Raw genomic sequence first — 26,725 nt, 5'->3', positions numbered from 1 at the left:
TCCCGCTCGTGCCAGGGCCCGCGAACACGGGCCCCGGCACGAGCGCGGGGCCGGCCGAATCGCATCCTGCGAGAAAGGTGAACCATGACCACTACCGACGAGACCGCCGCGCACGACACGCGGCTGCGCAGCCTGGGGCCGGACTACGTGGCCCGCTGGGAGGCGCGAGGCTCGGTGCGCACCCGGCCCCGCAAGACGATCGACTTCACCCAGACCGGGTACTTCTTCCCGGAGGACCGCCAGCCGCTGCTGCTGGATGAGAACGTCGCGGCGCTGGGGGAGCAGGCGAAGGAACGAATCCTCATCCAGTCGTTCTTCAAGTACCTGCACGACATCGTGAACCTGGAGATCAAGGAGATCGTCTCGGCCTGCACGAAGGTCCTCTACTCGGACCTCCCGGTCGAGTTCGGGCCCGAGATCAAGCTCAACACGTACTCGATCGTGATCGACGAGTACTACCACGTCTACATCGCTCAAGACCTCATCATGCAGCTGCGGGAGCAGTACCCCGACCTGGGCGAGTTCGACTTCCCCACCTCCGATTCGCAGCACGCCGTCGCCGAGATCAAGAAGCGCCTCGAACCGCAGTACCACGACGTGTTCGAGATTCTGGCGAACTGCTGCTTCGAGACGACGCTGGTGCGGGAACTCGTCGAATTCTTCGACAGCAAGGACGTGCACCCGTCCATCCGCTATTACGTCAACGATCACATGAACGACGAGTCGCGGCACTACGCCTTCTTCCTCGACCTGATGAAGTACCTGTGGGCCGAGGTGTCCGAGGACTTCCGCGAGGCCATCGGCTCCTTGATGGGGGAGTTCGTGAAGCTGTACCTGTCGGTGGAGTCCGAGAAGCGGTTCAACGCGCAGTTGTTGGAAAGCGTGCTCGGCGACCGCGAACAGGCGGAGCGCTCCATCGGTGAGCTGTACGCGGGTTTCGACGTCACCACGGACATGCCGATCGTGCAGAACGTGCTGCGCGCCTTCGGCAAGGCGGGGATGCTCGAACACCCCGCCGTCCGCTCCAGTTTCCGCAAGATCGGCTGGGAGATCTGATGAGCTCGACGATTTCACACCGCCCCGGGTCCGGTTCGGAGGACGCCGACGCGCTGTCCGAGCTGGCCGCCACCGTGGAGCAGCGCCTGCGCTCGACGGATCGGCTGATCCTGGACCTCGACGAAGAGCTGGCAGTGCTGGCCGGGTTGCAGGAGTTCCCGCTGGGGCGCTTCCTGCTGCGGAACCAGGGGCTCAACGGCTACTGGACCTCGTACATCTTCCGCTACGAGCCGGGCACCCCCACCGAGTCGGACACCGAGTTCTGGTTGCTGAACCGATCGTTGCTCTCCGGCGCCCGCGAGCGCTACCACCGCTTCCGGGCGGAGATCGCGCGCTCGATCACCGACGGTGCGGTGCTGGCCTCCGTTCCGTGCGGCGTGATGGACGATCTGGTGCGCCAGGACTACGGCGACGCTCCCGGAGCCCGGCTCGTCGGCATCGACATCGATGAGGAATCCCTGGCCCTGGCCGTGGAGAACGCGAAGAGCCGAGGGCTGGGCGACCGGACCGACGTGGTGCTGGCCGACGCGTGGAAGCTCGGCATCGACTCGGAATTCGACCTGCTGGTCAGCAACGGGCTCAACATGTACGAGCCGGATTCCGGCAGGCTGGTCGAGTTGTACCGCAACTTCGCGCGGGCGCTGCGCCCGGGAGGTCGGCTGCTGCTGAGCTTCCTCACCCCACCGCCCCCGCCGCCGTGGGAGGCGCCGGAGCGGGCCGGGGAGTGGGAGCGCTACGGCATCGCCGAGCACGATCTGCGTCGTGAGCTCGCGTTGTTCGGCGACATCATCCAGGCGAAGTACCTGAACTTCGTCTCCGAAGCCGACACCCGGGCCCAGCTGGCCGAAGCCGGGCTCGAAGTGGAGCACGTCGGCTACAGCGAAGGTGGCGTGCTGCCCGTCATCTCCGCGGTCCGCCCGCTCTGAGGTCGTGCGCGCGGGGCCCGGGGGTGCCGGGCCCCGCGGCGGCGATCTCGGCGACCAGGCGCAGGGCTCAGCTCGCGGTGTCCTGACGCGTCGAGGTGCGGAATCGGATGAGGTTCTCCGCCGTGCGCGGGCCGTAGCGCCGTCGCGCCGTCGCGAACGTGATTCCCAGCCAGGAGCTGATATCCGCCCAGGAGAACCCCGCCGCGCGGTCGCGGGTCACCGCGGCGTCGGTGACCCGCTGGGCACGTGCCACGAGGTCCGCCACGGCCTCCGTCTTCGGCCGAGTCGGATCGCCGAGCTCGCGGTGTCCGCGCAGCACGGCGTCGAGCAGCGACCGCATCGCGTCGCCCACCTCGTCGTCGAGGGCCTGCACCGCGGCGGCCGTGTCGATCTCGTCGTCGCGGTGGCGGGCCCGGTACGACGCCTGCCTGCACGCGGTGGAGCAGAACTTCCAGCGGGCGGTGGAATCAAGCGGCCGGGGCGTCGTGCAGCGCGGTGCGGCGCACGTGGTCGTGCGGGAGGCGTCGTGGGCGAAAAACCGGTAGTGGGACATCGGTCCTCCGAGGAGTGGGAACGGGGGGATCGAGGTAGAACGCGTCCGGCGACGGCATCCGGGCGCGCGGCGGCGACCGGATCGTCCACTTCGGAACGGGATCGGTCAGGCGAGTGAGACGAGGTCGCGGTACTCGTCGTGCCAGAGGTCTTCGGTGCCGTCCGGCAGCAGCAGGACGCGTTCCGGCCGCAGCGCTTCGACGGCACCGTCGTCGTGGGTGACGAGCACGATCGAACCCCGGTAGGTCGCGATGGCGCGAAGGATCTCGGCGCGAGAAGCGGGATCGAGGTTGTTCGTCGGTTCGTCGAGCAGCAGCACGTTCGACCGGGAGCACACCAGCGCGGCCAGTGCCAATCGGGTCTTCTCCCCGCCGGAGAGCACCCGTGCCGGTTTGCCCGCGTCGTCGCCGGAGAACAGGAAGGAACCGAGCACCATCCGCGCCTCCCCGTGTTCGAGGTGCGGGGCTGCGGCGGTGAGGTTCTCCAGCACCGTCCGCTCACCGTCGAGCGTCTCGTGCTCCTGCGCGTAGTACCCGACGCGCGCGCCGGCGCCGTGGCGCACTCGGCCGGAATCCGGGTGCACCCGTCCGGCGAGGATGCGCAGCAACGTCGTCTTCCCCGCGCCGTTGAGACCGAGGATCGCCATCCGGGCGCCCCGGTCCACGGCGACGTCGACGCCGGTGAACACCTCGTGCGAGCCGTAGCCCTTGGAGACGCGGTCCGCGGTCAGCGGCGTCCTGCCGCACGGTGGCGGATCGGGGAGTCGAAGCCGGGCCACCTTGTCGTCGCGGCGTTCCGGTTCGGCCTCGGCGAGCATCCGTTCTGCCCTGCGCACCATGTTCTTGGCGCTGACGGCGGTTTTGACGTTGCTCTGCATCTTCGCGGCCTGCGCGCGCAGCGACTCGGCCTTCCGCTGCGCGTTGAGGCGTTCGCGGCGTCGCCGCCGGGCATCGGTTTCGAGCTGGGCCCGGTAGGTGGCCCAGCCGACGTTGTAGACGTCGATCGTGCTGCGCTGCGCGTCGAGGTGGAACACCCGGTTCACCGTCGCTTCGAGCAGGGCCACGTCGTGGCTGATCAGCACGAATCCACCGGCGTGGTCCAACAGGAATCGCCGCAGCCAGACCACGGAGTCCGCGTCGAGGTGGTTGGTCGGTTCGTCGAGCAGCAGCGTGTCGTGCCCGGCGAACAGCAATCTGGCCAGTTCGACGCGCCTGCGCTGCCCGCCGGAGAGCGCGTCCAACCGTTGTTCGAGCACGTCCTCGCCTAACCCGAGGTGTGCTGCCAGCTGAGCCGCGTCCGCTTCCGCGGCGTAGCCGCCCCGGGCGAGGAACCGGTCTTCGGCCCGCGCGTAGGCGTTCATCGCCTTCGCCAGTGCGGCGCCGTCGGCCTCGGCCATCGCCGCTTCGGCGGCACGGATGTCGCGGACGGCTTCGTCCATGCCGCGGGTGGACAGGATGCGTTCGGCGGCGGTTCCGCCGCACCCCGCCGGGTGGGAGTCCTGCCGCAGATATCCGACGGAGCCGGTGCGTTCGACCGCGCCGGAAGCGGGAGCGGCGGCACCGGACAGGACGGTGGCGAGCGTGGTCTTGCCCGCCCCGTTGCGTCCGACCAACCCGATCTTGTCGCCGGGGGAGACGCGGAAGTCGACGTGGTCGAGCAGCAGGCGTGCGCCGACGCGCACGGAAACATCACTAACCGTGATCACGAAAGTACTCTCCGGATCTGACTCAGGGCACACTGGTACTGCGGTGGTGTGCCCGTGAGCTAGTAGATCCGGGAGTTGGACATGGGGGCACTGTAACTCGCCGCGCCTCGCGTTCGCACCGATTTTTTCCGACCGGGCCGGTGAACGGCCGCGTCGACCCGCGGGAGGAATGCGCCCGCACCCGGCCGCCCTGCGCGAACGCGGTGCCGCACGCGGCCGACGAGCCGTCGGCGTTCGGCGGTCCGGATCGCCACCGGCACCCGCGAGGCGCGACGAGGAAGAACCCGGCAGCACCGCCGTCCGCCGCTGCCGGACCTGCGCAGCATCATCGGACTGCTCGGCCAGGGCGGGCGCGCACCCTCCGTGCGACTGCCGGAATTCCGTGGCGGGGAAGGGTTTTCACGTGGTTCGCTGCACGCGATCCGCATCCGGGAGGAGGGAACCGATGTCGTTCGAGCCGCACGTGCTGCTCGCTGGTCCGCGCGGGCGTCGGCTGTGCTTCGAACTGGCGCGCGTGTGGGGGAAGGGGACGTCCGAAGGCGTCGCCCTCCACCGGGCGATCTTCTACGCCGCCTACGACGCGGATCCGGAGAGCGGCCGGATGCGGGTGTTCTTCGGCCCCGGAGCCGATCTGCCCAGGCCGCACCCGACTCCCGGCGAGGTCGCCGCGCTGCTGGCCGCGGTGCCGCTGCGCGAGCCCGGCGAGCGCGACCTGACCGAGGCCCTGGCGGCGGCCGTCGACAACGCGCGGTACTGGCAGGAGCCGGACGGGGAGGACGTGCTGGCGGCGGCGCCGGAGTTGCACGGCCCGCTCGGGCGGGTGGCCGCGGAGGTCGCCGCGAGCGCGGCGGCGCGGTGGTGGACGGCGGGGATCGACCTGGCCGGGCAGTGCCAGGTCGAGTTCACCGACCAGCCGGGACGCGTGCATTCCGGCCGTGCGGCCGAGAACCTGGTTCGGTGGCGGGCGGGCGAGCTCGAAGGCGAAGCCCGTTCGCGACACCGGAACCACGCTCTCGGGGCCCCGGTCAGCGGGCGGTGGTGGTCGGCACCGGTGCTCTCCGACCTGCTGCAGACCACGCGGCGCCTCGGCGAACTCGGTCCGGCGGGGCTGCGGTTCGTCGAGGACTCGATGGGCTGGGAGCGCGCGGCGGTCCGCGACGTGGCGACCCCGTCCGACGTGGCGGTGCACGAGATCGACGGTCCTGAGGCGTGGGCGTGGCTCTGCCGCCGCTATCCGCTGGAGGTGACGGCCGGTCGACGGCACGACTGGTTCCGCGCCACGGGTCGGGACGGGCGATGGGTGCTGCCCGACTGGGCGGCGGTGGCGCGGGAATTCGACGGGGTGCACCTCACCGCGGCCGGGTACCTCGCGACTGCCGGGGCCGCCGTCCCCGTCGAGGACGACCTCGCCTCGGTGCTGGCGGGCTGGGACCCGGACGCGACGTGGTGGCTGACCGATGCCGCGCGGCCGGAACCGGTGGGCCGGGATTGGTGCGGTGGCGGCGAAGCGGGCTGGCGACCGGTGCGGGCCTGACCTCGCGGAGAGCGGGAGGGGCCACCCGGCGCGGGGCCGGGCGGACGCCTCCTCACCCGTCGAGGAGTCCTCGGTGGCTCACAACCGGTATTGCCGGATCCAGTCCACCTCCATCGCGCCGGTGCCGTGCGGGCCGCCGTCGGGGAACCAGTCGAGCTGGATGTGGGGTGCATCGCGCGCGGCGGGATGGTCGCCGGGTCTTCGGAGCGGAAGAACTCGACCCCGTCGACGTAGCCGACGACGTGCTGCGGGGTCCATTCGACGGCGTAGTCGTGCCACGTCGTCATGTCCACGGCCCGCTCCGCGCTGACCGCTCGTCGTCCTGGCGGTAGTGCAAGAAGAGCTCCGACCGCTGCCGCCGCGCATCGGACACCTCGGAGCAGTCGATCTCGCCGCCCACGACTCGACGCCCGGCGTACTACCCGCGCTGTCGTCGAACCGGACTTCCGCAGGCGGTGCGGAATTCCTCGGGAGCCGCCCGCCGCCGGCTCACCGCAGCACGAGCGCCGCCGGGCCTCGGAAGGTCGGGTTGTCCCGCCAGCGCAGTTCGCGCACCGCCACCTCCGGCAGTGCGCGGGCGAACGCGGTGACCGTCGAACCGGCGATCGCCCGCGCCAGCGGGGCGCCGATGCAGAAGTGCGGTCCGCCGCCGAACGCCAGGTGATCGCGGCGGGCCGGGCCGTGCGCCGGGCACCGGGTGGGCATGCCGGGCGCGGCGAGGACGTCCTCGCCGTGCAGCGCGACCATCACCAGCGCCCCGGCCGGGATCTCGGCGTCGCCGAGCCGAACCGGTCGCAGCGCGAGGCGCGCGACGTGCCCGACCGGGGCGAACAGCTCCAGCGCCCGCTCCACGACGGCGTCGGCCTCGGCCCCCGACGGGTCGGCGGCGACCCGCTCGGACAGGCCGTTGGCGACGAGGTACCACAGCGCGAACCCCACCAGCCCGGACGTCGTCTCCATGCCGCCGAACAGCAGCATCGACGCCGTCGCCAAGCGCTCGGCCGGGTCGCCCGGCGCGACGGTGGGCATGGCGCCCGGCACGGCGAGGACCGAGGCCGCCATCTCGTCGAGCGCGGTCTGCGCGGCGCGAGCCCGGTCCGGCCGGTAGGACGTCGCCAGGAACTCCGACACCGCCCGAGCCCAGTCGTTGAGGCGTTCGTGCGCCACGCCGTCGAGATCGAGCATTGCCGCGATCCCCCGCGCGGCGACGACGTCGGCGATCGCGGGCACCACGTCCCCGCCCCCGGCGGCGGCGCACCGCCCGACCGCGGCGTCGGCGATCCCGGTGAGGACGTCGTCGAGCTCGCGGATGCGCCGGGTCGCGAACAGGTGCGCCACGGCCTGGCGCCGCTCCCGGTGCGGCTCGCCGTCGAGGGTGACGAACCAGCGGCGCAAGGTGTCGAGCAGCGGCGCGCACTCCGCGCGCACCTCGGGCGGCAAGAACGCGACGGTGGCCGCCTCCAAGGTCTGCGCCGACAGCGCGGGGTCGCGCAGCGCGCGCCGGACCAGTTCGGGGTCGGTCACCACCCAGCAGTCGAACGTCTCGTCGTAGCGCACTCCCGGGAAGTTCACGGCCGCCCCCGTTCCAGGATCTCGCCGATCCGCGGGCCGACGGTGAGCATCGAGTGCGGGCGCATCATCTCGTTGTGCCCCACGTCGAACAGGTGGCCGCGGACCTCTCCGTCGACCAGCGGCTGCCACAGCGCACGCCCGTCCGGCACCGGGCCGTACTGCGGGCGGTCGGCCTGCAGGTGCTCGACGGTGCCGCGGAACACCGGGTCGCCGAAAGTGGCCGCGATCGGGGCGGCGTCCTCCATGCAGCGGCGCAGGCCCGCGACGACCTCGTCGTCGAGCCGGACGTCGGTCAGCGGTGCGGCGCCGAGGGTGGTGAGGTTGCCGATCGCGTTGCGCTGGAACTCCGCGACCTCGTCGTCGGTGAACTCGTCGACCGGGCGCTCGTAGCCCGCGGCGTGCGACGGCGGGTACGAATCGACCAGGACCAGGCTCTCGACCTCGTCGCCGTCCTCCTGCAGCGCGCAGGCCACGGCGAACGCGATCAGCCCGCCGAGCGAGTAGCCGAGCAGGCGGTACGGGCCCGACGGCTGGGTCTCGCGGATCAGCCTCGTGTAGTCGCGCACCAGGTCCGGCGTGGTCAGCGGTGGGGCGTCCGGGTCGCCGAGGCGCGGGGACTGGATGCCGTGCACCGGGATCGCGGGGTCGAGGTACGGCAGCAGGTGCGCGTAGGACCAGCACAGCCCACCGCCGGGATGCAGGCAGAACAGCGGGCGCCCGCCGTCGCCGGGGCGCAGCGTCAGCAGCCGCCGCGTCGCCCCGTCCTCGGCGCGGCCTTGCACCCCGGTGACCAGCCGGGCCACCCCGGCGGCGGTGGGCGCGCCGAACAGGGACCGGACGCCGAGTCCGACGCCGAGTTCGTCGCGGATGCGCCCCACCAGCGTCGCGGCCATCAGGGAGTGCCCGCCCAGGTCGAAGAAGCTCTGCTCCGGCCCGACTTCGGAACGCCCGAGCACTTCGGCGAACAAGCGGCACAAGGTGCCTTCGACCCCGCCGGTCGCGGGACGCCGAGCCGGTGCCACCGGTTCCGGCGACGGAAGCCGATCCCGGTCGAGCTTGCCGTTCTCGGAGCGGGGCAGCTCGGGCACGGTGACGATCTGCGCCGGAACCATGTAGCCGGGCAGCCGGCCGCGCAGCTGTTCGCGGAGCCCGGCGCCCAGCTCGGCCGAGTGCGGGGCGACCGGGGTGTTCGCCGTCGCGCTCGTCCCGGCGAGCACCGAGGCGGGCGGCGGGTTCCCCTCGCGGTGCACGAGCACGTCGACCGCGTGCGCGTCGTCCGCCGAGAAGTCCACCCGCCCCTGGTATCCGCACGCTTGCGCCGCGGTGAGCAGCTCGACGGGCTCAACCGGGTCACGTCGGTCCGGCGGGACGGGATCGGTCCGAGCGCGAGCCGCCCGCACCCCGGCGGTGCGGGCGAGATCGGCGGCCAAGCGCCCGTTGGGAACGCCGCGCAGCACCACCGACGGTGCGCCGGAATCGTGCAGCGCCGCCCGGAAGGAGGCGGGCCCGTCGACGTCGGCACCCCACCGCAGCAGCACCGGATCCGGGTCGCGGGGCTCGTCGTCGGTGGAGAGCACCACGTCGTAGCGGTAGCGGCCCATCTCGGTGGTGCCGCTGTGCTGCAGCGCGCTTTCGGCGCGGGTCAGCGTCGGGCTCGCCGACACGAACCGCTCGAACCAGGCCGGTTCGACCAGCAGCTCCGACTCGGCGGCGCGGGCGCGGTCGGCCACCGCCGCCAGTTCCGCGTCCGACGGGGTGGGCTCGTCGGTGTCGGCGGCCCGGCGAACCGCGAGCGCGTCGTGGAACAACGGGGCCAGCCCCCACCGGCGCACGTCACCGACCACGATCCGGCCACCGGGAGCGAGCAGCGCGGTCAGCCCGTGCAGCACCTGAGCGAGGTGCTCGGCGTCGGGCAGGTACTGCACCACGGAGTTGACGACGATCGTGTCGAACCGTCCCGCCGGCAGGCCCGAGACGTCGTGCGCGGGCTGGCAGCGCAGCACCAGCTTGTCGGTGATCTCCGGCCGGTCGGCGCAACGCCGGGCCACCAGGTCCAGCGCGGCGGCGGAGATGTCGGTGGCCCAGTAGCCGTCGCAGTCCGGGGCCAGCTCGGTCAGCAGCAAACCCTCGCCGACGCCGACTTCGAGCAGGTGGCGCGGTCGGAGCGCGCGGATCCGGGCGACGATCCCGTCGCGCCAGCTCCGCATCTCCCGCACCGGGATCGCACTGCGGTCAACGCTGTCGGACCAGCCGTGGAAGGCCTCGGCGTGCCCGGGCGCGGAACTGTCGTAGAGCCCGTCGAACATGCGCTGCCAGCCGCCGGTGTGCGCGTCCGGGTCGGCGGCCGTGCGGTGCTCGACGACGTAGCCGATCAGGCGGGCGTCGGCGCCGCGATCGCCGTGCACCGCCACCGCCGCCCGCGACACCCGGGGGTGGGCCATCAGCGCCGCCTCGATCTCGCCGAGCTCGACGCGGTGGCCGCGCAGCTGCACCTGGTCGTCGTCGCGGCCGAGGTGCTCCAGCTCGCCGGTGGCGCGCCGGCGCACCACGTCGCCGCTGCGGTACATCCGGCTGCCGTCGGCGGCGAACGGGTCGGCGACGAACCGGGCGTCGGTCAGCTCCGGGCGGTTCAGGTAGCCCGCGGCGACGCCGGTCCCGGCCACGTGCAGCTCACCGGCCACGCCCGGCGGCACGGGACGGCCCTCGCCGTCGAGGACGTGGCCGTGCAGGTGCGGCAGCACCGACCCGATCGGCAGCGGCCCGGTGCCGTCGGCCTCGGTGCGGGTGATCTCCTGGCCGCTGACGAACACGGTGGTCTCGGTGATGCCGTAGACGTTCCACAGCCGTGCGCCGGGGCCGGGCGGCCGGGCGAACCAGCGCGACACCAGATCCCGGTCGAGGGCCTCGCCGCCGACCAGCACCCAGGCGAGCTCCGCCGCTTCCGGACCGTGTGCCGCGGCGTCCAGCAGCGCGGCCAGCGCGGTCGGGGTCTGGCTGAGCACCTGCACGCCCTCCTTCGCGAGCAGGGCGAGCAGCAGCGCCGGGTCGCGCCGCTCGGTGTCGGTGGCCAGCACGACCTGCCCGCCGGTCAGCAGCGCGCCCCAGACTTCCCAGACGGCGAAGTCGAACGCGAACGAATGGGTCGACGCCCACACCGTGCCCGGCCCGACCGGGAACCAGCCGCTCGCGGCGTCGAGCAGGTCGAGGACGTTGCGGTGGGTGGTGACGACGCCCTTCGGGGCGCCGGTGGATCCCGAGGTGTAGATGACGTACACCGGGTCGTCCACGCCCGGTGGTGCGAGCATGACGCCGGGGCCGGACGGGGCCGGGTCGACCGGGTGGCCCACCGGATCGATCACCACCGCCGGGAGATCCGGGCCGACGTGGCCGGGATCGGTCGTCACCACGGCCACGGGCGCGGCGTCGGCGCAGACGAACTCCCACCGCGACGGCGGTCCGCCCGGCTCGACGGGCAGGTACGCCGCACCGCAGCGGACCACGGCCAGCGCCGCGGCCACCATGCCCGCCGATCGGGGGACGACGACCGCGACCCGCCGCCCCGGACCGGCGCCGAGCCGGGCCAGCCGATCCGCGAGGGCGTGCGCGGCGCGGTCGAGTTCGCGGTAGGAGGTCGCGACGCCGTCGCACACCACGGCGATCGCGTCCGGGTGAGCTGCCGCGACCTCGTCGAACGCGGCGGTCAGCGTCCGGGCCGGACCCACCGGCCGCGGCGCGGGCGGGGCGGTGAACCGGGCGTGCTCCTGCGGAGTGGTCAGGCCGATCTCCGCCAGCGGCCGGGTCGAGGCCGCCGGGTCGCCGACGACGTCGAGCACCCGGGAGAGCAGCGTGCCGAGGTCGGCGCTGGTGCGGGTGCGGTCGGTGCCCGGCCCGGTGAGCGTCTCCAGCAGCATCTCGTCCGACGACACCATCCGGCCCCAGAACGAGGGGACGTCGACCGCGCTCATGACGCCGCGGTCCTCGCGGGCCAGGCACGGCCCGAACGCGACGTCGACGACGGGAGGCAGCACGTTGAGCTGGGCGTCGACCCGGCCGGACAGCCGCCCGCGCCCACCGCCGTCGCGCACCACCTGCTCGCCGCGGTAGCGCTGGTGCTCCAGTGCGGCGACCAGTTCGGACTGGGCCAGCGCGACGAGCTCGGCGACGTCGTGGACACCGTCGAGGTCGAGCGCGACCGGAACGATGTTCGACACCATCCCCGGCGTCTCGGCCTGCTCGGGAGTGCGGGCGGCCACCGCCAGCCCCACCCCGACGACGTCGCGGCCGGTGAGGCGGTGCACGAGCAGCCCCACCGCCGCGAGCAGCACCGCGGTGCGGCGCACCCGCAGCGTCGAGGTGACGCCCCGCAGCCTCCCGATGACGTCGGAGCCGAGCACGTGCCGGGAGTAGGAGACCCCGACGGCGGGGTCGGGTTCGGGCAGCGACGGCAGCACGGCGAGCCGGTCGAGCCAGTACCGGCGGTCCTGACCGTGCTGCTCCGAAGTGCGGTACGCGGCGTCGGCGGCGACGAGCTCGGCCAGCGACCCGCCTCGACCGGCGCGCACCGCCCCGCCGTCGGCGAGGTCGGTGTAGATCTCCGCGAGCCGCCGCAGCACCAGCGTCATCCCGGTGGCGTCGGAGGCCACGTGGTGGAAGTCCAAGTAGAGGTGGTGGTGGTCCGGCCCGAGGCGGAACAGCACGGCGAAGAAGACCTCACCGCGGGTGGGATCCATCGGCACCGCGAGCCGGTCCTCGATGCCCCGGTGGGCGTCGGCGGTGGTGGCGTCCGCGCCGAGGTCCACCACCTCCAGCACCGCCCCGGGGCGGGCGCCGACGGTCTGGGCGACCGAGTCGCCGTCCTCGACGAGGCGGATCCGCAGCGCCTCGGTCTCGTCGACGACCCGGTGCAGGCTCCGTTCGAGCAGCGCGACGTCGAGCGGGCCGTCGATGCGGGTGCTCGCCCCGGTGCGGCAGCGGGCACCGGAGCCGTCGAGCCGGTGCAGCAGCCACACCTCGTGCTGCCCGGCGGTCAGGGGCAGCGAGTCCGGCGCGGTCTGCTGGCGAACGGTGTCCCGCGGCGACGACGTGACGTCCATGGCGGCTCCTTCGGCTGGCGGGCGGCCCGATGTGGGGGACGCGGGTCGGTCGGCGGCGTCGGTCAGCGCGGTAGCAGGTCGTCGACCAGGCGCGCCGTTCCCGGCGCGCGCAGCAGGTCCTGGTACGGGGCCTCGCACTGCACGACCCGCCCGACCAGCCCGGGTCGCTCGGCGGCGGGGAACGCGTCGAGGCCGTATCCGTCGGTGGCCGAGTTCAGCGCGGTCGCCGACGACCACAGGGGCCGCACGTCGAACTCGGCGGCGGCGGCGAGCCAGTGCAGGTACGCGGCGAGGACGTCGGCGAGCTCGGTGCTGCGCCGCCCGGTGAGGCCGGCTCGCAGGCAGGCGGGCGGCAGGATCTCCGCGCACAGCGCGCCGAGCCCGGCGGCCAGCTCCAACGGCCCGGCCGCGGCGGCGTCGACGGCGCGCCCGGCCCGGACCGCCTCCTCCACCTTGTCCGCGGTGAGCAGCGCGGACAACCGGGTCGTGGCCAGTTCGGCGAAGTAGTCGATGACCATCGCGCGGTCGGCCCGGTCGGGGTCGAACAGCACCAGCTCCGGCGGGTCCTGGAAGCGGGAGATCTCGCGGTGCATCGCACCGGCGTAGACGCTGCCGCTGCAGAACCCGAGCACCGCGCGCACCGGGCGCCCGGCGGCCCGGATCTCGGCGACCCAGGTCTCGACGTGGTCCTGCCCGCGCGTCCCGGCGGTCGGTCCGCCGGGGGGAGGCAGGGTCTCCCACACGGTGTGCGCGGTGCTCAGACCCGCCACGAGTTCGGTGAAGTCCGCCGCGGGACGCCCCGCCATCGCGAAGTCCGCCGCGACGACGAGCCCGTCACCGCCCGCCCGCAGGACCGCGTGCACGCGCGGCGTCACCGGCCACCCGCCGGTGTCAGCGGCGACGGCCCGGTGGTCAGCGGCCGGTCCGCGGCAGGGGAGGGCGGCACGGCCAGGCCACGGGCTTGCGCGGTCCCGGCGAACACCGCGTCGTAGGCCGTCGGGTCGGCCGCCGACGGCGTCGCGAAGCAGGCCCGTCCCAGCGCGGCGGCGGCGTCGACCACGTCGGCCGGGTGCACCCCGGTGCCGGGTGCGTCGGCGCCGGATCCGGTCGGCAGCGACGCGGGTTCGACGGGCGCTTCCGGGGCGAGCCCGCGCAGCCCGTGCAGGGCCGCCGCGATCGGAGTCAGCTCGGGTCGCGGGATGCCGGTGATCGCGATCGGTGCCGAGGTCGCGGCGGCACGCTCGGCCAGCGCCCCGGCCGGGGCGCCGTCCCACGGCGTGCGCTCGACCTCGGCCGGGTCGAGCAGGCCGTCGGCGCGGTGGTGCAGCCGCACGTCGTAGCGGAACAGGTTCATCTCGATCGGATGGCGGCCCGGCTTGAGCCGGATGTCGGCCGACAGGCCGTGCTCGGCGGCGAACGCGGTGAAGAAATCGGGGTGCACGACCAGCTCCCGGTCCTGCGCGGCCGAACCGGACAGCTGCTCGTGCACGTTCCCGGCGCTCGGGACCTTCGACGCGGCCCGCAGCCGGTTCGCGACCACGCACAGGTGGTGCAGGTCGCGCAGGTGCAGGCCGGGCACGTCCCCGATGAACACCGCACCCGCCGGGGAGCTCACCTCGGCCATCCGGGCCAGCGCCCGCCACAGGTACCGGGCGCTGGGGAAGTGCTGGATCACCGAGTTGACCACGACGGCGTCGAACGAGCCGAGATCGCCGATCCCGTCGGCGTCGCGCACCGCGAACTCGGCGCCCGCCCTGTCGCCGAGCCCGGACCGGAGCCGGTCCACGCCGCGCGGCGAGATGTCGGTGCCCACGTACCGGTCCACGTGCGGCAGCAGTCCGCGGGCGATCAAGCCGGTCCCGGCGCCGACGTCGAGGACGCTGCGCGGACGCAGCGCCAGCACCTGCGCGACCGTGCCGTCGATCCACTCGATCACTTCGGCGTCGGAGTAGTTCTCACCGCTGAGGCCGCTGCGGAATCCCGCGAAGTCCCGGTCCGGGCGGTCCCCGGCATGCCGGTAGACGGCGTCGTAGATGCCGGTCCACTGGGCGAGGATGCGCTCCTCGGCGGTGGGATCGGTGCGGTCGGGACGAGTGCCGATGGGGTCGGTCATGCGTCTGGCCCTCCGGGAGCGTTCGGGGTCGAGCGGTCGCGAAGCCGCCGCGCCAACCCGCGGACGGTGGGGTCGGAGTAGAGCTCGGTGGTGGGCAGGTCGGGGTCGAGTCGTTGCACGACGATCATCGCGGCGAGCGAATCGCCGCCGGAGGCGTGGAATTCGCTGTCGCGGCCGAGCGGTCCCGTGCCCAGCACCTGCTGCCACACCTGCGCGACCCGGCGTTCCCACTCGTCGCGGGGCGGATCGCCGGTGCCGGTGGGGTCGGGTGCGGGCGCCGCCAGCGCCCGCCGGTCGACCTTGCCGTTCGGGCTCAGCGGCAGCGCGGTCGGCCACGCCCAGGCGGTGGGCAGGAACGCCGCGGGCAGGCTCCGAGCGGCGTGCGCCCGCAGCTCGTCGCTCGCCGGAGCCGGTCCGCCCGAGCGGGCCACCACGTGCGCGGTCAGCCTCCCGGCGGGCGCGGCCACCGCGCAGGCGGCGACGGCGGGATGGGTGAGCAGGACGGACTCCACCTCGGCGGGTTCGATCCGCACCCCGCCGATCTTGAGCTGGGCGTCGATGCGGCCGAGCAGCTCCAGCTCTCCGTCGGGGTGCAGCCGCGCCCGGTCGCCGGTGCGGTAGAGCCGCTCGTGCCGGACCGGGCCGAAGGACCAGTCGGTGAAGCGATCGGCGGTGCGCTCGTCGTCGCCGACGTAGCCGGTGGCCAGACCCGCCCCGGCCAGGTGCAGTTCTCCCGGCACCCCGGCGGGAACCGGGCGGCGCCGCTCGTCGAGCAGGTAGGCGCGCTGGTTCGCCATCGGACGGCCGTAGGGGATGCTCGCCCGGCCGGGATCCGGTCCGGAGTCGGGAACTTCGTGCACCGTGGAGTGGATCGACGCCTCGGTCGCGCCGCCGAGCGCGACGAACCGCAGCCCCGGTGCGAGGGCGTGCAGCCGGGCGGGCAGGTCGGTGCCGACCCAGTCCCCGCCGAGCAGCGCCAGCCGCAGCGAGTCCAGGCGGGTGCCGGTCTGTTCGGCCCGCTCCACGAGCCGTTCGAGCAGCGCCGGTGCGGAGTTCCACACCGTGATCCGGTGCCGCAGCACGAGTTCGACCCAGTGCGCGGGATCCCCGGCACGCTCGGGTTCGGGCAGCACCACCGCGCCACCGGCCACCGGCAGGCCGATGAACTCGAACACCGACATGTCGAAGCCCGGCGCGGACAGCGCCAGCACGGAGTCGTCCGGCCCGATGCCGAAGCGGGTGCCGAGGTCGACGAGGTTGTTGAGCACGCCCGCGTGGCGCAGCTCGATCCCCTTGGGGCTGCCGGTGGTGCCGGACGTGTGGATGACGTAGCAGGGGTCTTCCGGTTCGGTTCCGCCGGCGCCGGCCGGATCGTGCTCGGTGCCGGGGTCGAGGCGGACCTCGGGGACCGCGGCCGAACCGGGAAGCCCAACCGTGCCGTCCCCGGTGACGACGGCGGCACAGCCCGCGCCTTCCAGCGCCGAGCGCAGCCTGGCCTGCGGGTGCGCCGGGTCGAGCGGCACGTAGGCGCCCCCGGCGCGCAGCACCCCGAGCACCGCGACCAGCAGCTCCAGCGAGCGGTGCAGGCACACGCCCACGCGCACGCCCCGGCGCACGCCTGCGGCGCGCAGTCTCGAGGCCGCGCGGTCGGCCGCGGCGTCGAGCTCGCCGCGGGTGACCCGCCGATCACCGTCGACGGCCACGGTGGCCTCCGGGTCCTGGCGTGCCCTGGCGGCCACGGCTTCGTGCAGCGTCGGGCCGGGCAGCGGCAGGGCGGTACGGGTGTCGTTCCAGGCCACGAGCATCGCGTGCAGCTCGTCGGCCGACGACACCGGCAGCGCGGACACCGGGGTGCCGGGGGCGGCAGCCGCGCCGTCGAGCAGGGTCGCGAGCTGTTCCACGAGTCGGCGCGCGGTCGGGGCGGCGAACACGGCGGCGTCGTAGTCCACCGCGGCCTGCGGGCACGCGCCGTCGATCAGGCGCAAGCACAGTTCGTCGGTGGTGCCGGGCCACTGCGCGTCGGGCGCCAGCACCGCCACGCCCGTGCCGGGCGGTGCCGCGACCACCGGCTCCTGCTCGGCGGAGACGCGGGCGACCAGGGCCGTGAACGGCAGTTCCGCACCGACCTCGACGGCGACCACCCGCGACGGGTTCCCCGGGCGGTGCAGGGTGAACGCCCGGTGGCCGTAGCCGGTGCAGCGCGCCAGCAGGGCCGCGGTCGCGGCGAGGAGCACGGCGCCGGTACCGGCACCTGTGGCTCGGGCCAGCTCCCGGACCGCTTCGGCGGGCAGCGGACGGGCCGGTTCGTGGCCGTCGACGCGCGGGGCGTCCGGGTCGCGACGCCGGTCGGCCGGGAACCGGACGGCGGTCGCCCCCGCGTCGGCACCGGGCTCCTGGACGGCTGATCCACCGGGAACCGGACCGGCGCAGGCCGCGGTGCGGCCGGGATCCCGCTCCATCACCGGACCCCCTCCGGCACGGGCCGACCGGGCAGGGGGAAGGACCTGGTCAACTCCCGCACCTCGGCGCGCACTTCGGCGCGCACCGCCGGGTCGAGCCGGTACCGCGTCGCATCGACCGGGGCCACGCACCGCAGCACGCGGTCGACCAGCCGGGCGCACTGCGCCATCTCCGCCGGTCCCATGCCGCGGCGGGCGAGCACGTTGGTGCCGAGGCGCAGGCCGCTCGTCACCGTGGGCGGTCGGGTGTCGCCGGGCACGGAATTGCGGTTGGCGAGGATGCCGCACTCCTCCAGCGCGCGTTCGGCCACCAGCCCGGACGGCCCGCCGGGGCGCAGGTCGAGCACGACCATGTGGGTATCGGTGCCGCCGGTGAGCAACCGGTACCCGTGCCCCCGCAGGGCCGTGGCGAGCGCCGCCGCGTCGTCGAGCACGAGCCGCGCGGTGCGCTCGAACTCCGGCTCGCGCACCCGGTCGAGAGCACGGGCTTTCGCCGCGATCGCCGCCGGAGCCGGGGTGCCCTGCGTGCCGGGGAACACCGCTCGGTCGATCAGCCGGGCCAGCGGAGTGCCGTCGGGGCCGGGGTGATCGTGCTCGCGGCCGAGCAGGATCAGGCCGCCCCGCGGGCCGTCGAGCTGCTTGTAGGTGCTCATCGTGGTGACGTGCGCGACGTCGATCGGATTCGGGTGCAGCCCGGCCGCCACCAACCCGGCGACGTGCGAGACGTCCGCGAGCAGGTAGGCACCGACCTCGTCGGCGATCTCCCGGAACCCCACGTGGTCGAGCCGGCGCGGATGTGCGCTGGCCCCGGCCACGATCACGCCGGGGCGGTGCTCGCGCGCCACCCGGGCGACCGCGGCGTAGTCGATGAGCCCGTCGTCCCCGACCCCGTAGGACACCGGCCGGAACCAGCGCCCAGTGACCGACGCCGGGGCCCCGTGGGTGAGATGACCGCCCGCGTCGAGGCGCAGTCCCAACAGGACGCCGCCGACCGGCAGCAGCGCGGTCAGCACGGCGAGGTTGGCCGCGGAGCACGAGTGCGGCTGGACGTTGGCGTGGCTCGCCCCGAACGCCGCGCGGGCCCGCGCGGCGGCCAGCCGCTCGACCGCGTCGAACCGCTCGGCCCCCGGGTGGAAGCGGGAACCGGGATAGCCCTCGGCGGTCACGTCCGACAGCGCCGCCGCCCCGGCGGCCAGCACCGAGGCGTCCGCGACACCGGCCGAGGCGACCAGCGACAGCGCCTCGTCCTGGCGGGTCAGTTCGTCGTCGAGCAGCCCGGCCAGTTCCGGGTCCTCGACGCGCAACCGGGTGGTGCCCGCGCTCAGCACGGCGAGTCCCGCGTCGGGACGGGGTCGGCGGGTTCACCCGCCGTCGCGGCCCGCACCCGCTCACCCAGCCGAGCCGGGGTGGGGCACTCGAACAGCGCGGCCAGCGGCAGGTCGGCGCCGGTGAGCTCCTCGACGCGCTCGAGCATGACCAGCCCGAGCAGCGAATGCCCGCCGTGGACGAAGAAGTTGGAGTCGGCGTCGAGGTCGTCGTGGGCGAGCGTCTCCCGCCACAGCGCCAGCAGAACGGACACGGGGTCCTCGGTCATGTCGGCTCCTTCTCGCTCACCAGTCGTGCGGCGATGCGCGCCGCCTCCGGCGTGCGCATCAGGTCCTCGTGGGAGACGTCGAGGTGGACGGCGTCGGCGACGAGCCCGGCCCGCTCGGCGGGCGAGACGCGGAGCAGGCCCGAGCCCGGCGTCGACGAGTTGATCGCCGAGGCCGTCGCCCAGGACGGTCGCGGATCCAACGAACCGGCGCCGGCCAGCCAGTGCAGGTAGGACGCGGCGACGTCGAGGTATTCGGCGGTGCGGGCGGCACCGAGCCCGGCGTTCGCGCACGCCGGTTCCACGACCTGGGCGCACAGCGCCACGAGCCGCTCGGCCAAGGGCGTCAGGGCGGTCTCGGCCGCCGCGGCTTCGGCGGCGGCGAGGGTGTCCTCGGAGCCGGGGGGTGCGAGCGCGGCGAACCGGCAGACGACCTCGCGGTGGAACGCCAGCATCGGGCGCGCGTCACCGGGTTCGGGGTCGAGCAGGATCAACCGGGTCGGCTGCCACCGGGAGATCTCCGCGGCCAGCGCGGCGGCGTACACCGCCCCGGTGCAGAACCCCAGCACCGCGCGGACCGGACGCCCGCTCGCGCGGACGGCATCGGCCCAGCGCTGCACTTGGGCGTCGCCGTCCAGCGAGTCCGCTGGAGGCGCCGGTGCGCTCTCCCATGCGGTCGGCCCGTCACCGGTCAGCGCGACGAGTTCGGCGAACGTCGCGATGCGCCGTCCCGCCGTGGCGAAGTCGCAGGCCAGGATGATTTCGGAGCCGGGCCCGTCGCGCAGCACGTTCCAGGCCGGGCTCATCGGAGGTGCTCCGCCCGGACGGCACCGAGGTCGATCTCCGCCGCCGGGGCCACGCGGCAGCGGGACGCCGCGGACAGGCCGGGGAACACGTGGTTGTGGTGGGCGATGACCTGGGCCGGGGGCAGCACCCCGCCGGTCGTGCCGCTGGTGTGCCCGTCGCCGGGAACGATCACGTCGAACGCGTTGCTCAACGCGGCGCGAACCGTGGAATCCACGCAGTACTCGGTGCTGAACCCGCCGATCACCAGCGTGCCCGCGCTCTCCGCGCGCAGCAGCTCGGCGAGACCGGTGCCGACGAACGCGTCCGGTGCGTCCTTGACCAGGACCCGCTCCGAGCGGGCCGGTGGGATCGCGAGCTCCCATCCCGGCAGGCCCGGACCGAAGCCCGGTTCGCGGTGCTGGATCTGCACCACCGGGACCCCGGCCTGCACCGCTCGATCGCGGAGGCCGGTCAGCACCCGGACCGTGGCGGCCCCGTTGAACGCCGATTCCATGTACTCCGCCTGGACGTCCACGATCACCAGCGCCCCTCCGAATTGCACGAGACACCTCCCGTTCGCGTCGCGGATCCCGCGTCAAACAAACGGCACCGAAAGCTATTTCAGCGTCGACTCATCCAGCCGAGCGAGGAAAAAAGGGGAAACCCCTCACGAGTGGCACGGCCAGGGAAGACTCATAATATAAAAGCCCCGAGAAGTCCACCTGTCGGCGGGGTGGAATATACCAAAATGGCATGTTATCCTCCCATTCGCGGGCGCGAAAATTGATTCTCGAAATGTTTGCGGAAATGAATTCCGATGCATGTGGCCGGGTGCGGTCCGGGAGGTCATCAATGGGTGTCGGAGTGGTGGGGACGGGTTCCCACGTGCCGGCGCAGGTCGTCGACAACGCAACCGTGGGGGCGCCCGCGGGCGTCGACGACGAGTGGATCCGGCGCAAGACCGGCATCCGCGAGCGGCGCTACGCCGCACCTGGCGACGCCACCTCCGATCTCGCCGTCGCCGCGGCCCGCCGCGCGCTGGAAGCGGCGGGCACCGATGTCGCCGACCTGTCCCTCGTGGTCGTCGCGACCTCCACGCCGGATTCGCCGCAGCCACCGACCGCCGCGGTCGTCGCCCATCGGCTCGGCGCGCCCGAGCGGGCGGCGGCCTTCGACCTCAACGCGGTCTGCAGCGGCTTCGTCTTCGCCCTCGACCTCGCCCGACGCTACGTCGCCGACGGCGGCACCGCCCTGGTGATCGCCGCCGAGGTCTACTCCCGCGTCATCGACCCCACCGATCGGCGGACCGCGGTGCTGCTCGGCGACGGCGCGGGCGCGGCGGTGATCGGCCCGGCGTCCGGCGATCGCAGCGTGCTCGGGGCCCGGCTGTCGTCCTACGGCGAGCTGGCCGGGGTCGTGCGGGTCGAGGCGGGCGGCAGCCGGGTGCCGACCAGCATCGAGACGGTCGAGGCGGGGCTGCACCACTTCCGCATGGACGGCCGCGAGGTCGTGGACTTCGTCCGCAGCCGAGTGCCGCCGGAGGTGGACCGACTGCTCGCGGACCTCGACCTGACCCGGGACGACGTCGACCACGTGATCACCCATCAGGGCAACGGGAATCTGATCCGGACCTTGGTCGACGACCTCGGCCTCACCGGGGCCCGGCTGCACACCACCGTCGAGCGCTACGGCAACACCGGCGCCGCCTCGGCGGCGATCACCTTGGACCAGGCGCGCCGCAGCCCCGGCGTCGAACCAGGGTCGATCGCGCTGCTGGCGACCTTCGGAGGCGGAATGTCGGTGGCGGTGGCCTTGCTGCGGTTATGAGCCCGCGGCGCTCGGAGCACAAGCGCCGTCGCGGCTTCGCCGACGCTGGGTGACCGCCTCACTTCGAAATGCCGATCCCTCCGAACGGCGCTGCTCGACCCGTGCATCCCGCCATCCGGACATCTTGCGTTCAGGTTCATGTGGCGGTGCCGGGAGAACTCGCGATCCTTCGTCGTGAAAGACGATCCGATCCGCCCTGGGCAGGTGTGCGCCGATCCACCAACCGGTCGTCGACGTTCGCGATTCGATTCGCGGAGAACGGGATGCGGCAGGGCGGACTTCGAAGCACCCGATGACCACCGGAAGGGCGAGACCCGTCGGCGAAGGTCCCGGTCGCAGTGCGCAGGAGCGTCATCGCACGGGTGCGAGCCGCCGAGCGATCTCGTGGAGCTCTCCACCGGCGGAAGCGGCCGGGTGATCTCGTGAGGATGGTGCACCAGCCCGATCGGCCGGGTGCGCAACGACGCAGGTCCGCCCGTGGTCGAAGGGACCACGAGCGGACCTGCGGGGGGATCGGCCGGACTCGATCAGCGGCTCGCGGCCACCGCCGAGCGGTTCTCGTCCTCCGGGACCTTCAGGTAACCGACCATCACGAAGGCGGCGACGTAGAGCAGGACGAACGCCCACACCACGCTCGCGTTCCCGAGGCCGACGGCCAGGACGACGGCCGGAACGGCCGCGCCGAGGAAGGCCGCGCCGCCCGCCGCGGTGGTGTACATGGCCATCGCGGCGCCCTTCTGCTCCGGGGCGAGCGCCGGCATGATCGCGCCCATCGGCACGAACCCGGCCAGCAGCGCGCCGAACAGGCAGCCCGCGGCGGTCGCGGCCCAGAATCCCCACGTCGAGCCCGCGGGCACGAGGTGCGCCACGTACCACCAGGCGAGCAGGCCGAGCGCGGACCCGAAGACGCCGAACCACTGCACGGTGCGCCGCCAGCCCCACTTGTCACCGATGGCGCCGAACACGGCGTTGAGCAGGATGTTCGACGCGTAGACCAGCGTCGTCATGATCAGCCAGCGGGACTGGCCCCAGCCGAGCTCGTCGGCGATCACCGTCGGCAGGATGATGAACATGCCGTACTGCGGCGCGGTGTTGATCAGCCGCACCAGGAAGCCCATCAGGATCTTCGGCCGGCGTGCGGTCAGCAGCAGGCCCGCGGTGAGCACCTCGGTGGTCGACAGCTCCGCCGAAGCGACGCGGCGGTCGCCCCGCGGCTCGTGGACGGCGAACTGGGCGATCAGGAACCCGATCACCACGAGGGCGATCGAGGCCACCATCGCCCCGGTCTCGCCGCCCGTGCCGCCGCCGAAGGCGGGGATCATGCCCAGCGCGTACAGCGAGCCCAGCGTCGGCAGGCCGCCGGTGAACATCACGTAGAACCAGCCGACGGCCTTGCCGTTGCGCTCCACCGGGGTGACGACGTTGACCCACACCAGGAACGCGAACGCGAACAGCGGATAGCCGAACCCGCGCAGGAAGTAGGTCAGGAACACCAGCGGAAGGCTGCCCAGGGCGAGGCTGGCCAGGAACAGCAGCTCGAACACGACCCACACGACGACACCGAGCTGCATCACGCGGCGCGGGCCCCACAGGTCGGCCAGCACCCCGGAGAGGTAGCTGCCCACCAGCACCGACACGCCGTACATCGAGATGATCGTGCTGACGGTGGTGGCGGGACTGCCCAGCACCGCCTCGACGTGCGGGGAGATGAAGTTGGTCTCGGTCCCGTTGCCGGTCATGAAGATCAGCACCGCGACGAATCCCCAGCGCAGGGAATGCGGGATGCCGATCCTGTCGAGGAATGTCTCGCGCTGCGCGGTGGCGGTGTCGGTCATGGTGTTCTCCGCCTTCACGCGTTGGGCAGGATCGAGACCTTCACCGACGCACCCGAGGTGTCGGCGACCAGGTCCAGGGCTTGCTGGAAATCGCTCAAGCCGAACTGGTGGGTGCAGATCTCGTCGACCGGGATCTTCCCCTGCTCCAGCAGCTTGATCGCGGCGGGCCAGCAGTGCGGCCCGAGGTGCGCGCCGAGGACGTTGAGCTCCTTGTCGTCGGAGATGATCGACCAGTCGACCGTCACGTCCGAGCCGAAGACCGAGTACTCCACGTAGGTCCCGAGCTTGCGCAGCAGGTTCAGGCCCTGCCCGACCGCCGGAGTGGCGCCGGTGCCTTCCAGGTAGACGTCGGCGCCGTAGCCCTCGGTCAGCTCCGCGACCTTGGCGACCACGTCTTCCTTCGCGGGGTTGAACGTGACGTCGGCCCCGCAGCGGCGGCCCAGTTCGAGCTTGTCGTCGTCGAGGTCGAGCGCCACCAGCGTCATCGGGTTCTTCTGCCGGGCCCCGGCGATCAGACCCAGGCCGATGGGCCCGCAGCCGGCCACGACCACCACGTCGCCGAAGCTGATGTCCGCCCGTTCCACCGCGTGCAGCGCGCACGAGAGCGGTTCGGCGTAGGCCGCGTGCTCCGGCTTCAGGTCGTGCGAGACCTTGTGCGCCCGCGCCTTCTTCGGCACCAGCGTGTACTGGGCCATGGCGCCGTTGTAGTTGCGGAAGCCGAACATGTCGTGCGGCCCGCACATCCAGTACTGGCCGCGGCGGCAGTAGCGGCACTCCTCGCAGGGCACGATCTGCTCGCAGGCGATCCGGTCGCCGATCTCGACCTTGTGGTGGCCCAGCGCCTCCTGATCACCGGCGACGATGGTCCCGACGAACTCGTGCCCGGGAGTGATGCCCTTCTGCGCCCATGCGGCGCGGTTCTCATCGCCCCAGAACTTCGCCGCGCCGTGGTAGCACTTCAGGTCGCTGGCGCAGACGCCGACCGCTTCTACCTCTATCAGCAGTTCGCCCGCGGCCGGTCGGGGGACGTCCACCTCTTCCAGGCGGTAGTCCTCCGGGCCGTGGACGACGACAGCCGTCATCCGGCTGGGAATGGGGTTCGGCACCTTTGCCTCCAGTGGTTCCATCACAATCGCTCGACCCGCTCGCCGGAGCGGCAGGTCCTCTTCGTTCCCGGGGCCGGCTGCGGGCCACGGCGGCGAGGTGAGCGCCCGCCACCGCCGACGCGCAGCGCGCCGCGGACCGCCGGTGGCGCGGAAGCCTTCGCGGTCGGGACCTGCCGGACCGGCGGATTCATCGGAGAAGTCCGCCGCCTCCGGCATCGTCCCGTGCGGTTCGGTTCCGCGGTATCGCCGCCACTGCCGCCAGGGTGCCGCCTCGCCCGATCTAGGGGGAGGGGCAGCGAGGTGCGGGAGGAGCTCGGCCTTGCCGAGCCGCCGCGGCGGCGATCAGCCGGGCGCTCGTGGGCCGCCGTGCGCTCGCGGAGAGGCTTCGGGCAGCGTCGAGCGTCGGCGGTGGTTCGTCCCCGCCGCCTGGCCCGGCTTCGACCAGCCGGTCCTGTCGCGTTGCCGTGCACTGCTCTCCTCGCACGTCTGACCCCGATGTCGACGAAGTGCTAACCTTCCGACCCGCGCCGCTCATCAGTCAACACCGTCCGCTCAAATGAGCGGTCGTGGGCGGCAGTCGGGAGGCCAGGTGGGTCCGGAGCGCCAGATGCTGGCCGCGCTCGTCGCGACGAAGCACTACTTCGAGAAGCAGACCAAGTCCCAGATCGCGGACGAACTGGCGCTGTCGCGGTTCCAGGTCGCGAGGCTGCTCGACGCGGCGCACGCCGAGGGCATCGTGCGGATCACCGTCGAGCTCCCGTCCGGTGTGGACGCCGACCTCTCGGACCGGCTTCGCCGCCACTTCGGGCTCGAACGCGCGCTCGCCGTCGTCACGGCCGACGATCCTTCGACGCGTCGGCGCCAGCTCGGGCAGGTCGCCGCCGACCTGCTCGCCGACGTGGTCACCGAGGACGACTGCCTCGGTGTCGCCTGGGGGCGCACGCTCGGCTCGATTCCCGCCGCGCTCACCAGGTTGGCGACGTGCCCGGTGGTCCAGCTGACGGGTGTCGCGGGCTCCGTCTCGGAGAACACCGTCGAGCTGGTGCGGCAGGTGTCGGCGGTCAACGGCGGCCCGGCGACTCCGATCTACGCGCCGTTCGTCGTCGCCGACACCGCGACGGCCCGCGGACTGCGCAGCCAGTCCGGGATCGCCCGCGCGCTGGAGCTGCACCGGACGGTGACCCGCGCGGTGGTCGGGGTCGGCAGCTGGGATCCGCCCGATTCGAAGATGCACGACTCGCTGCCCGTCGAGGAGCGGCGGGCGCTGCTCGCCAAGGGCGTGCAGGCCGAAGTGTGCGGGACGCTGCTCAACGCGCAGGGCGGGGTGGTCGGTGGGCTCGAAGACCGCTGCATCGCCATCCCGGCGGAACTCCTGCGCAAGGTCCCCGAGGTCATCGCGGTCGGAGGCGGCGCCACGAAGATCAAAGCCATGCTCGCCGCGATCCGGTCCGGCCTCATCCACGGCCTCGTCACCGACGCCACCGCGGCCGAGGAGCTGCTGTCGCTCGGATGATCGGCGGAAGTGCGGCGCACGCGAATGCGGGTTTCGTTCCCCGGAGAATTCTTCCTAGTGGTGTCGAGGCGGATATCCGAGTTCGAAGGGGCGTGTCACTCGACTGCGCCCTCAACCGGCCGCGGCAGCGCAAGCGGGACGGTCCACCGATCACGGCAGCCGCGTTCGTGACGGCTGAGCACTGAGCCTTTTCCACTTGGGTTCAGCCGACGTGGATGAGGGCCTGAATAGCGTTGATCAGCAGGGTTACGTGGTATGGGCAGGTTCGGATCCGACGCAGGATTTTCCAGCTCTTGAGCTGTGCGTTGGCTCGTTCGCCGGGTCCGCGGAGCGGAGCATGGGCGGAGTTGACGGCTTTCTGGTTTGCTGACAGCCGTGGGCGCTGGTCGAGGTCGTTCTCGCGTGCTCGGCGGCGTTGCGGGGTTTTCAGGTTTTCGCCGGCGCCGCGATAGGCGTTATCGGCGATGACTCGGATCTCGGCTGTCGCGAGGGCATCGATCAGTCCGTGTTCGCGGGCCGCACCCCTGTCGTGACGGGCACCAGGTAGCGCAGCTGAGGTCCAGATAAGTCTCCCCGCACGATCCGCGATGACCTGCACGTTCACCCCGTGCCGTTTGTGTTTTCCCGAGTAGAACGGTCGATCTCGACCCGGGGCCATGCCGACCCGGTCGATGCGCAGGAGCGTTCCGTCGATGATGACGAACGCTTTGCGTGCCGCGATGGTGATCGCCTCATCAGTTCAGCCGCCCGTGCGGCCAGCACCTCCAGGGCCTCGCGGATATAGCGGAACACCGTGGTCACGCCGATGCCGAATCCGATCGCGAGGTCGGCGTAGGTCTCGCCTTTGCGCGGGTAAGCCAGCACCAACAACGCCTGCTGGCCCGTTTCCGGCCGCCGCCAGCGCGTTCGGCGTTGCCGCCGTTCGTGCCGTAATGCCTCGGCCAGCATGGTCAGCGCGCGACTGGACACCGACATCCCTGACGGGTAAGAAAGCACCTCGAAACTCCTGGACGCGAAAGCCGTCTTCGGCTTGGTTCTCACCACATGGGCTCGTAAC

General features: G+C 72.9%; 18 protein-coding genes and 1 pseudogene. 5 read left to right on the top strand and 14 right to left on the bottom strand.

What is annotated here, in order from left to right:
• Window positions 1–84 precede the first annotated feature (84 nt).
• Window positions 85–1,056 carry a diiron oxygenase gene (locus OOZ19_RS10360; RefSeq protein ID WP_266089844.1) on the top strand — a complete coding sequence of 324 codons (972 nt, stop codon included), beginning with the start codon at window positions 85–87 and terminating at the stop codon, window positions 1,054–1,056.
• Complete coding sequence (locus OOZ19_RS10355) at window positions 1,056–1,982, top strand: SAM-dependent methyltransferase (protein WP_266089843.1); 927 nt, start codon at window positions 1,056–1,058, stop codon at window positions 1,980–1,982. The genes OOZ19_RS10360 and OOZ19_RS10355 overlap by 1 nt, the downstream gene beginning before the upstream one ends.
• Window positions 1,983–2,049: 67 nt before the next feature.
• Here OOZ19_RS10355 and OOZ19_RS10350 read toward each other — a convergent pair whose 3' ends face one another.
• Together OOZ19_RS10350 and OOZ19_RS10345 are read right to left on the bottom strand one after the other, a co-directional pair.
• On the bottom strand, window positions 2,050–2,535 hold the full coding sequence (locus tag OOZ19_RS10350; protein WP_266089842.1) for a hypothetical protein: 486 nt from the start codon (window positions 2,533–2,535) through the stop codon (window positions 2,050–2,052).
• A gap of 105 nt (window positions 2,536–2,640) precedes the next feature.
• Entirely contained in the window at window positions 2,641–4,239 is a 1,599-nt protein-coding gene (locus tag OOZ19_RS10345; protein WP_266089841.1) for an ABC-F family ATP-binding cassette domain-containing protein, read from the bottom strand.
• 445 nt (window positions 4,240–4,684) lie between these two features.
• On the opposite strand from OOZ19_RS10345, the gene OOZ19_RS10340 reads away from it, so the two are divergent.
• Complete coding sequence (locus tag OOZ19_RS10340) at window positions 4,685–5,773, top strand: hypothetical protein (RefSeq protein ID WP_266089840.1); 1,089 nt, start codon at window positions 4,685–4,687, stop codon at window positions 5,771–5,773.
• A gap of 489 nt (window positions 5,774–6,262) precedes the next feature.
• On the opposite strand, the gene OOZ19_RS10335 is transcribed toward OOZ19_RS10340, so the two are convergent.
• The 9 genes from OOZ19_RS10335 to OOZ19_RS10295 form a co-directional block, all read right to left on the bottom strand.
• Entirely contained in the window at window positions 6,263–7,345 is a 1,083-nt protein-coding gene (locus tag OOZ19_RS10335) for a cytochrome P450 (protein WP_266089839.1), read from the bottom strand.
• Window positions 7,342–12,438, bottom strand: coding sequence for a non-ribosomal peptide synthetase (locus OOZ19_RS10330; RefSeq protein ID WP_266089838.1), 5,097 nt, complete (start codon window positions 12,436–12,438; stop codon window positions 7,342–7,344). Before OOZ19_RS10330 ends, OOZ19_RS10335 begins: the two co-directional genes overlap by 4 nt.
• A gap of 62 nt (window positions 12,439–12,500) precedes the next feature.
• Window positions 12,501–13,313 carry a hypothetical protein gene (locus OOZ19_RS10325; protein WP_266089837.1) on the bottom strand — a complete coding sequence of 271 codons (813 nt, stop codon included), beginning with the start codon at window positions 13,311–13,313 and terminating at the stop codon, window positions 12,501–12,503.
• The gene (locus OOZ19_RS10320) at window positions 13,310–14,551 is read right to left on the bottom strand and encodes a class I SAM-dependent methyltransferase (protein ID WP_266089836.1); all 1,242 of its coding nucleotides are present in this window, start codon (window positions 14,549–14,551) and stop codon (window positions 13,310–13,312) included. Before OOZ19_RS10320 ends, OOZ19_RS10325 begins: the two co-directional genes overlap by 4 nt.
• On the bottom strand, window positions 14,548–17,010 hold the full coding sequence (locus OOZ19_RS10315; protein WP_266089954.1) for a non-ribosomal peptide synthetase: 2,463 nt from the start codon (window positions 17,008–17,010) through the stop codon (window positions 14,548–14,550). The genes OOZ19_RS10320 and OOZ19_RS10315 overlap by 4 nt, the downstream gene beginning before the upstream one ends.
• Window positions 17,010–18,338: a serine hydroxymethyltransferase gene (gene glyA / locus OOZ19_RS10310; protein ID WP_266089835.1), complete on the bottom strand. Its 1,329-nt coding sequence runs from the start codon at window positions 18,336–18,338 to the stop codon at window positions 17,010–17,012. Before glyA ends, OOZ19_RS10315 begins: the two co-directional genes overlap by 1 nt.
• Window positions 18,332–18,604 (bottom strand): acyl carrier protein, encoded by a 273-nt coding sequence (locus OOZ19_RS10305; protein ID WP_266089834.1) that lies wholly within the window; start codon window positions 18,602–18,604, stop codon window positions 18,332–18,334. Before OOZ19_RS10305 ends, glyA begins: the two co-directional genes overlap by 7 nt.
• Complete coding sequence (locus OOZ19_RS10300; RefSeq protein WP_266089833.1) at window positions 18,601–19,407, bottom strand: hypothetical protein; 807 nt, start codon at window positions 19,405–19,407, stop codon at window positions 18,601–18,603. Before OOZ19_RS10300 ends, OOZ19_RS10305 begins: the two co-directional genes overlap by 4 nt.
• Window positions 19,404–19,949: an isochorismatase family protein gene (locus tag OOZ19_RS10295; RefSeq protein WP_266089832.1), complete on the bottom strand. Its 546-nt coding sequence runs from the start codon at window positions 19,947–19,949 to the stop codon at window positions 19,404–19,406. Before OOZ19_RS10295 ends, OOZ19_RS10300 begins: the two co-directional genes overlap by 4 nt.
• Window positions 19,950–20,239: 290 nt before the next feature.
• Here OOZ19_RS10295 and OOZ19_RS10290 point away from each other — a divergent pair, with 290 nt between their 5' ends.
• Window positions 20,240–21,214, top strand: a complete 975-nt coding sequence (locus tag OOZ19_RS10290; protein WP_266089831.1) for a 3-oxoacyl-ACP synthase III family protein — start codon at window positions 20,240–20,242, stop codon at window positions 21,212–21,214.
• 527 nt (window positions 21,215–21,741) lie between these two features.
• Here the strand turns inward: OOZ19_RS10290 and OOZ19_RS10285 are convergent.
• Both OOZ19_RS10285 and OOZ19_RS10280 read right to left on the bottom strand, forming a co-directional pair.
• Window positions 21,742–23,049, bottom strand: a complete 1,308-nt coding sequence (locus OOZ19_RS10285; protein ID WP_266089830.1) for an RbtT/DalT/CsbX family MFS transporter — start codon at window positions 23,047–23,049, stop codon at window positions 21,742–21,744.
• Between the two features lie 14 nt (window positions 23,050–23,063).
• Entirely contained in the window at window positions 23,064–24,155 is a 1,092-nt protein-coding gene (locus OOZ19_RS10280) for an alcohol dehydrogenase catalytic domain-containing protein (protein ID WP_266089829.1), read from the bottom strand.
• A gap of 589 nt (window positions 24,156–24,744) precedes the next feature.
• On the opposite strand from OOZ19_RS10280, the gene OOZ19_RS10275 reads away from it, so the two are divergent.
• Window positions 24,745–25,668: a sugar-binding transcriptional regulator gene (locus tag OOZ19_RS10275; RefSeq protein WP_266089828.1), complete on the top strand. Its 924-nt coding sequence runs from the start codon at window positions 24,745–24,747 to the stop codon at window positions 25,666–25,668.
• A 202-nt stretch (window positions 25,669–25,870) separates the two neighbouring features.
• On the opposite strand, the pseudogene OOZ19_RS10270 reads toward OOZ19_RS10275, so the two are convergent.
• A pseudogene (locus OOZ19_RS10270) lies at window positions 25,871–26,664 on the bottom strand (transposase family protein).
• Window positions 26,665–26,725: the final 61 nt, after the last annotated feature.

The sequence above is a fragment of the Saccharopolyspora sp. NFXS83 genome (genome assembly GCF_026241095.1).
Classification (GTDB): domain Bacteria; phylum Actinomycetota; class Actinomycetes; order Mycobacteriales; family Pseudonocardiaceae; genus Saccharopolyspora_C.
This window is presented reverse-complemented; position numbering and strand designations above follow the sequence as displayed.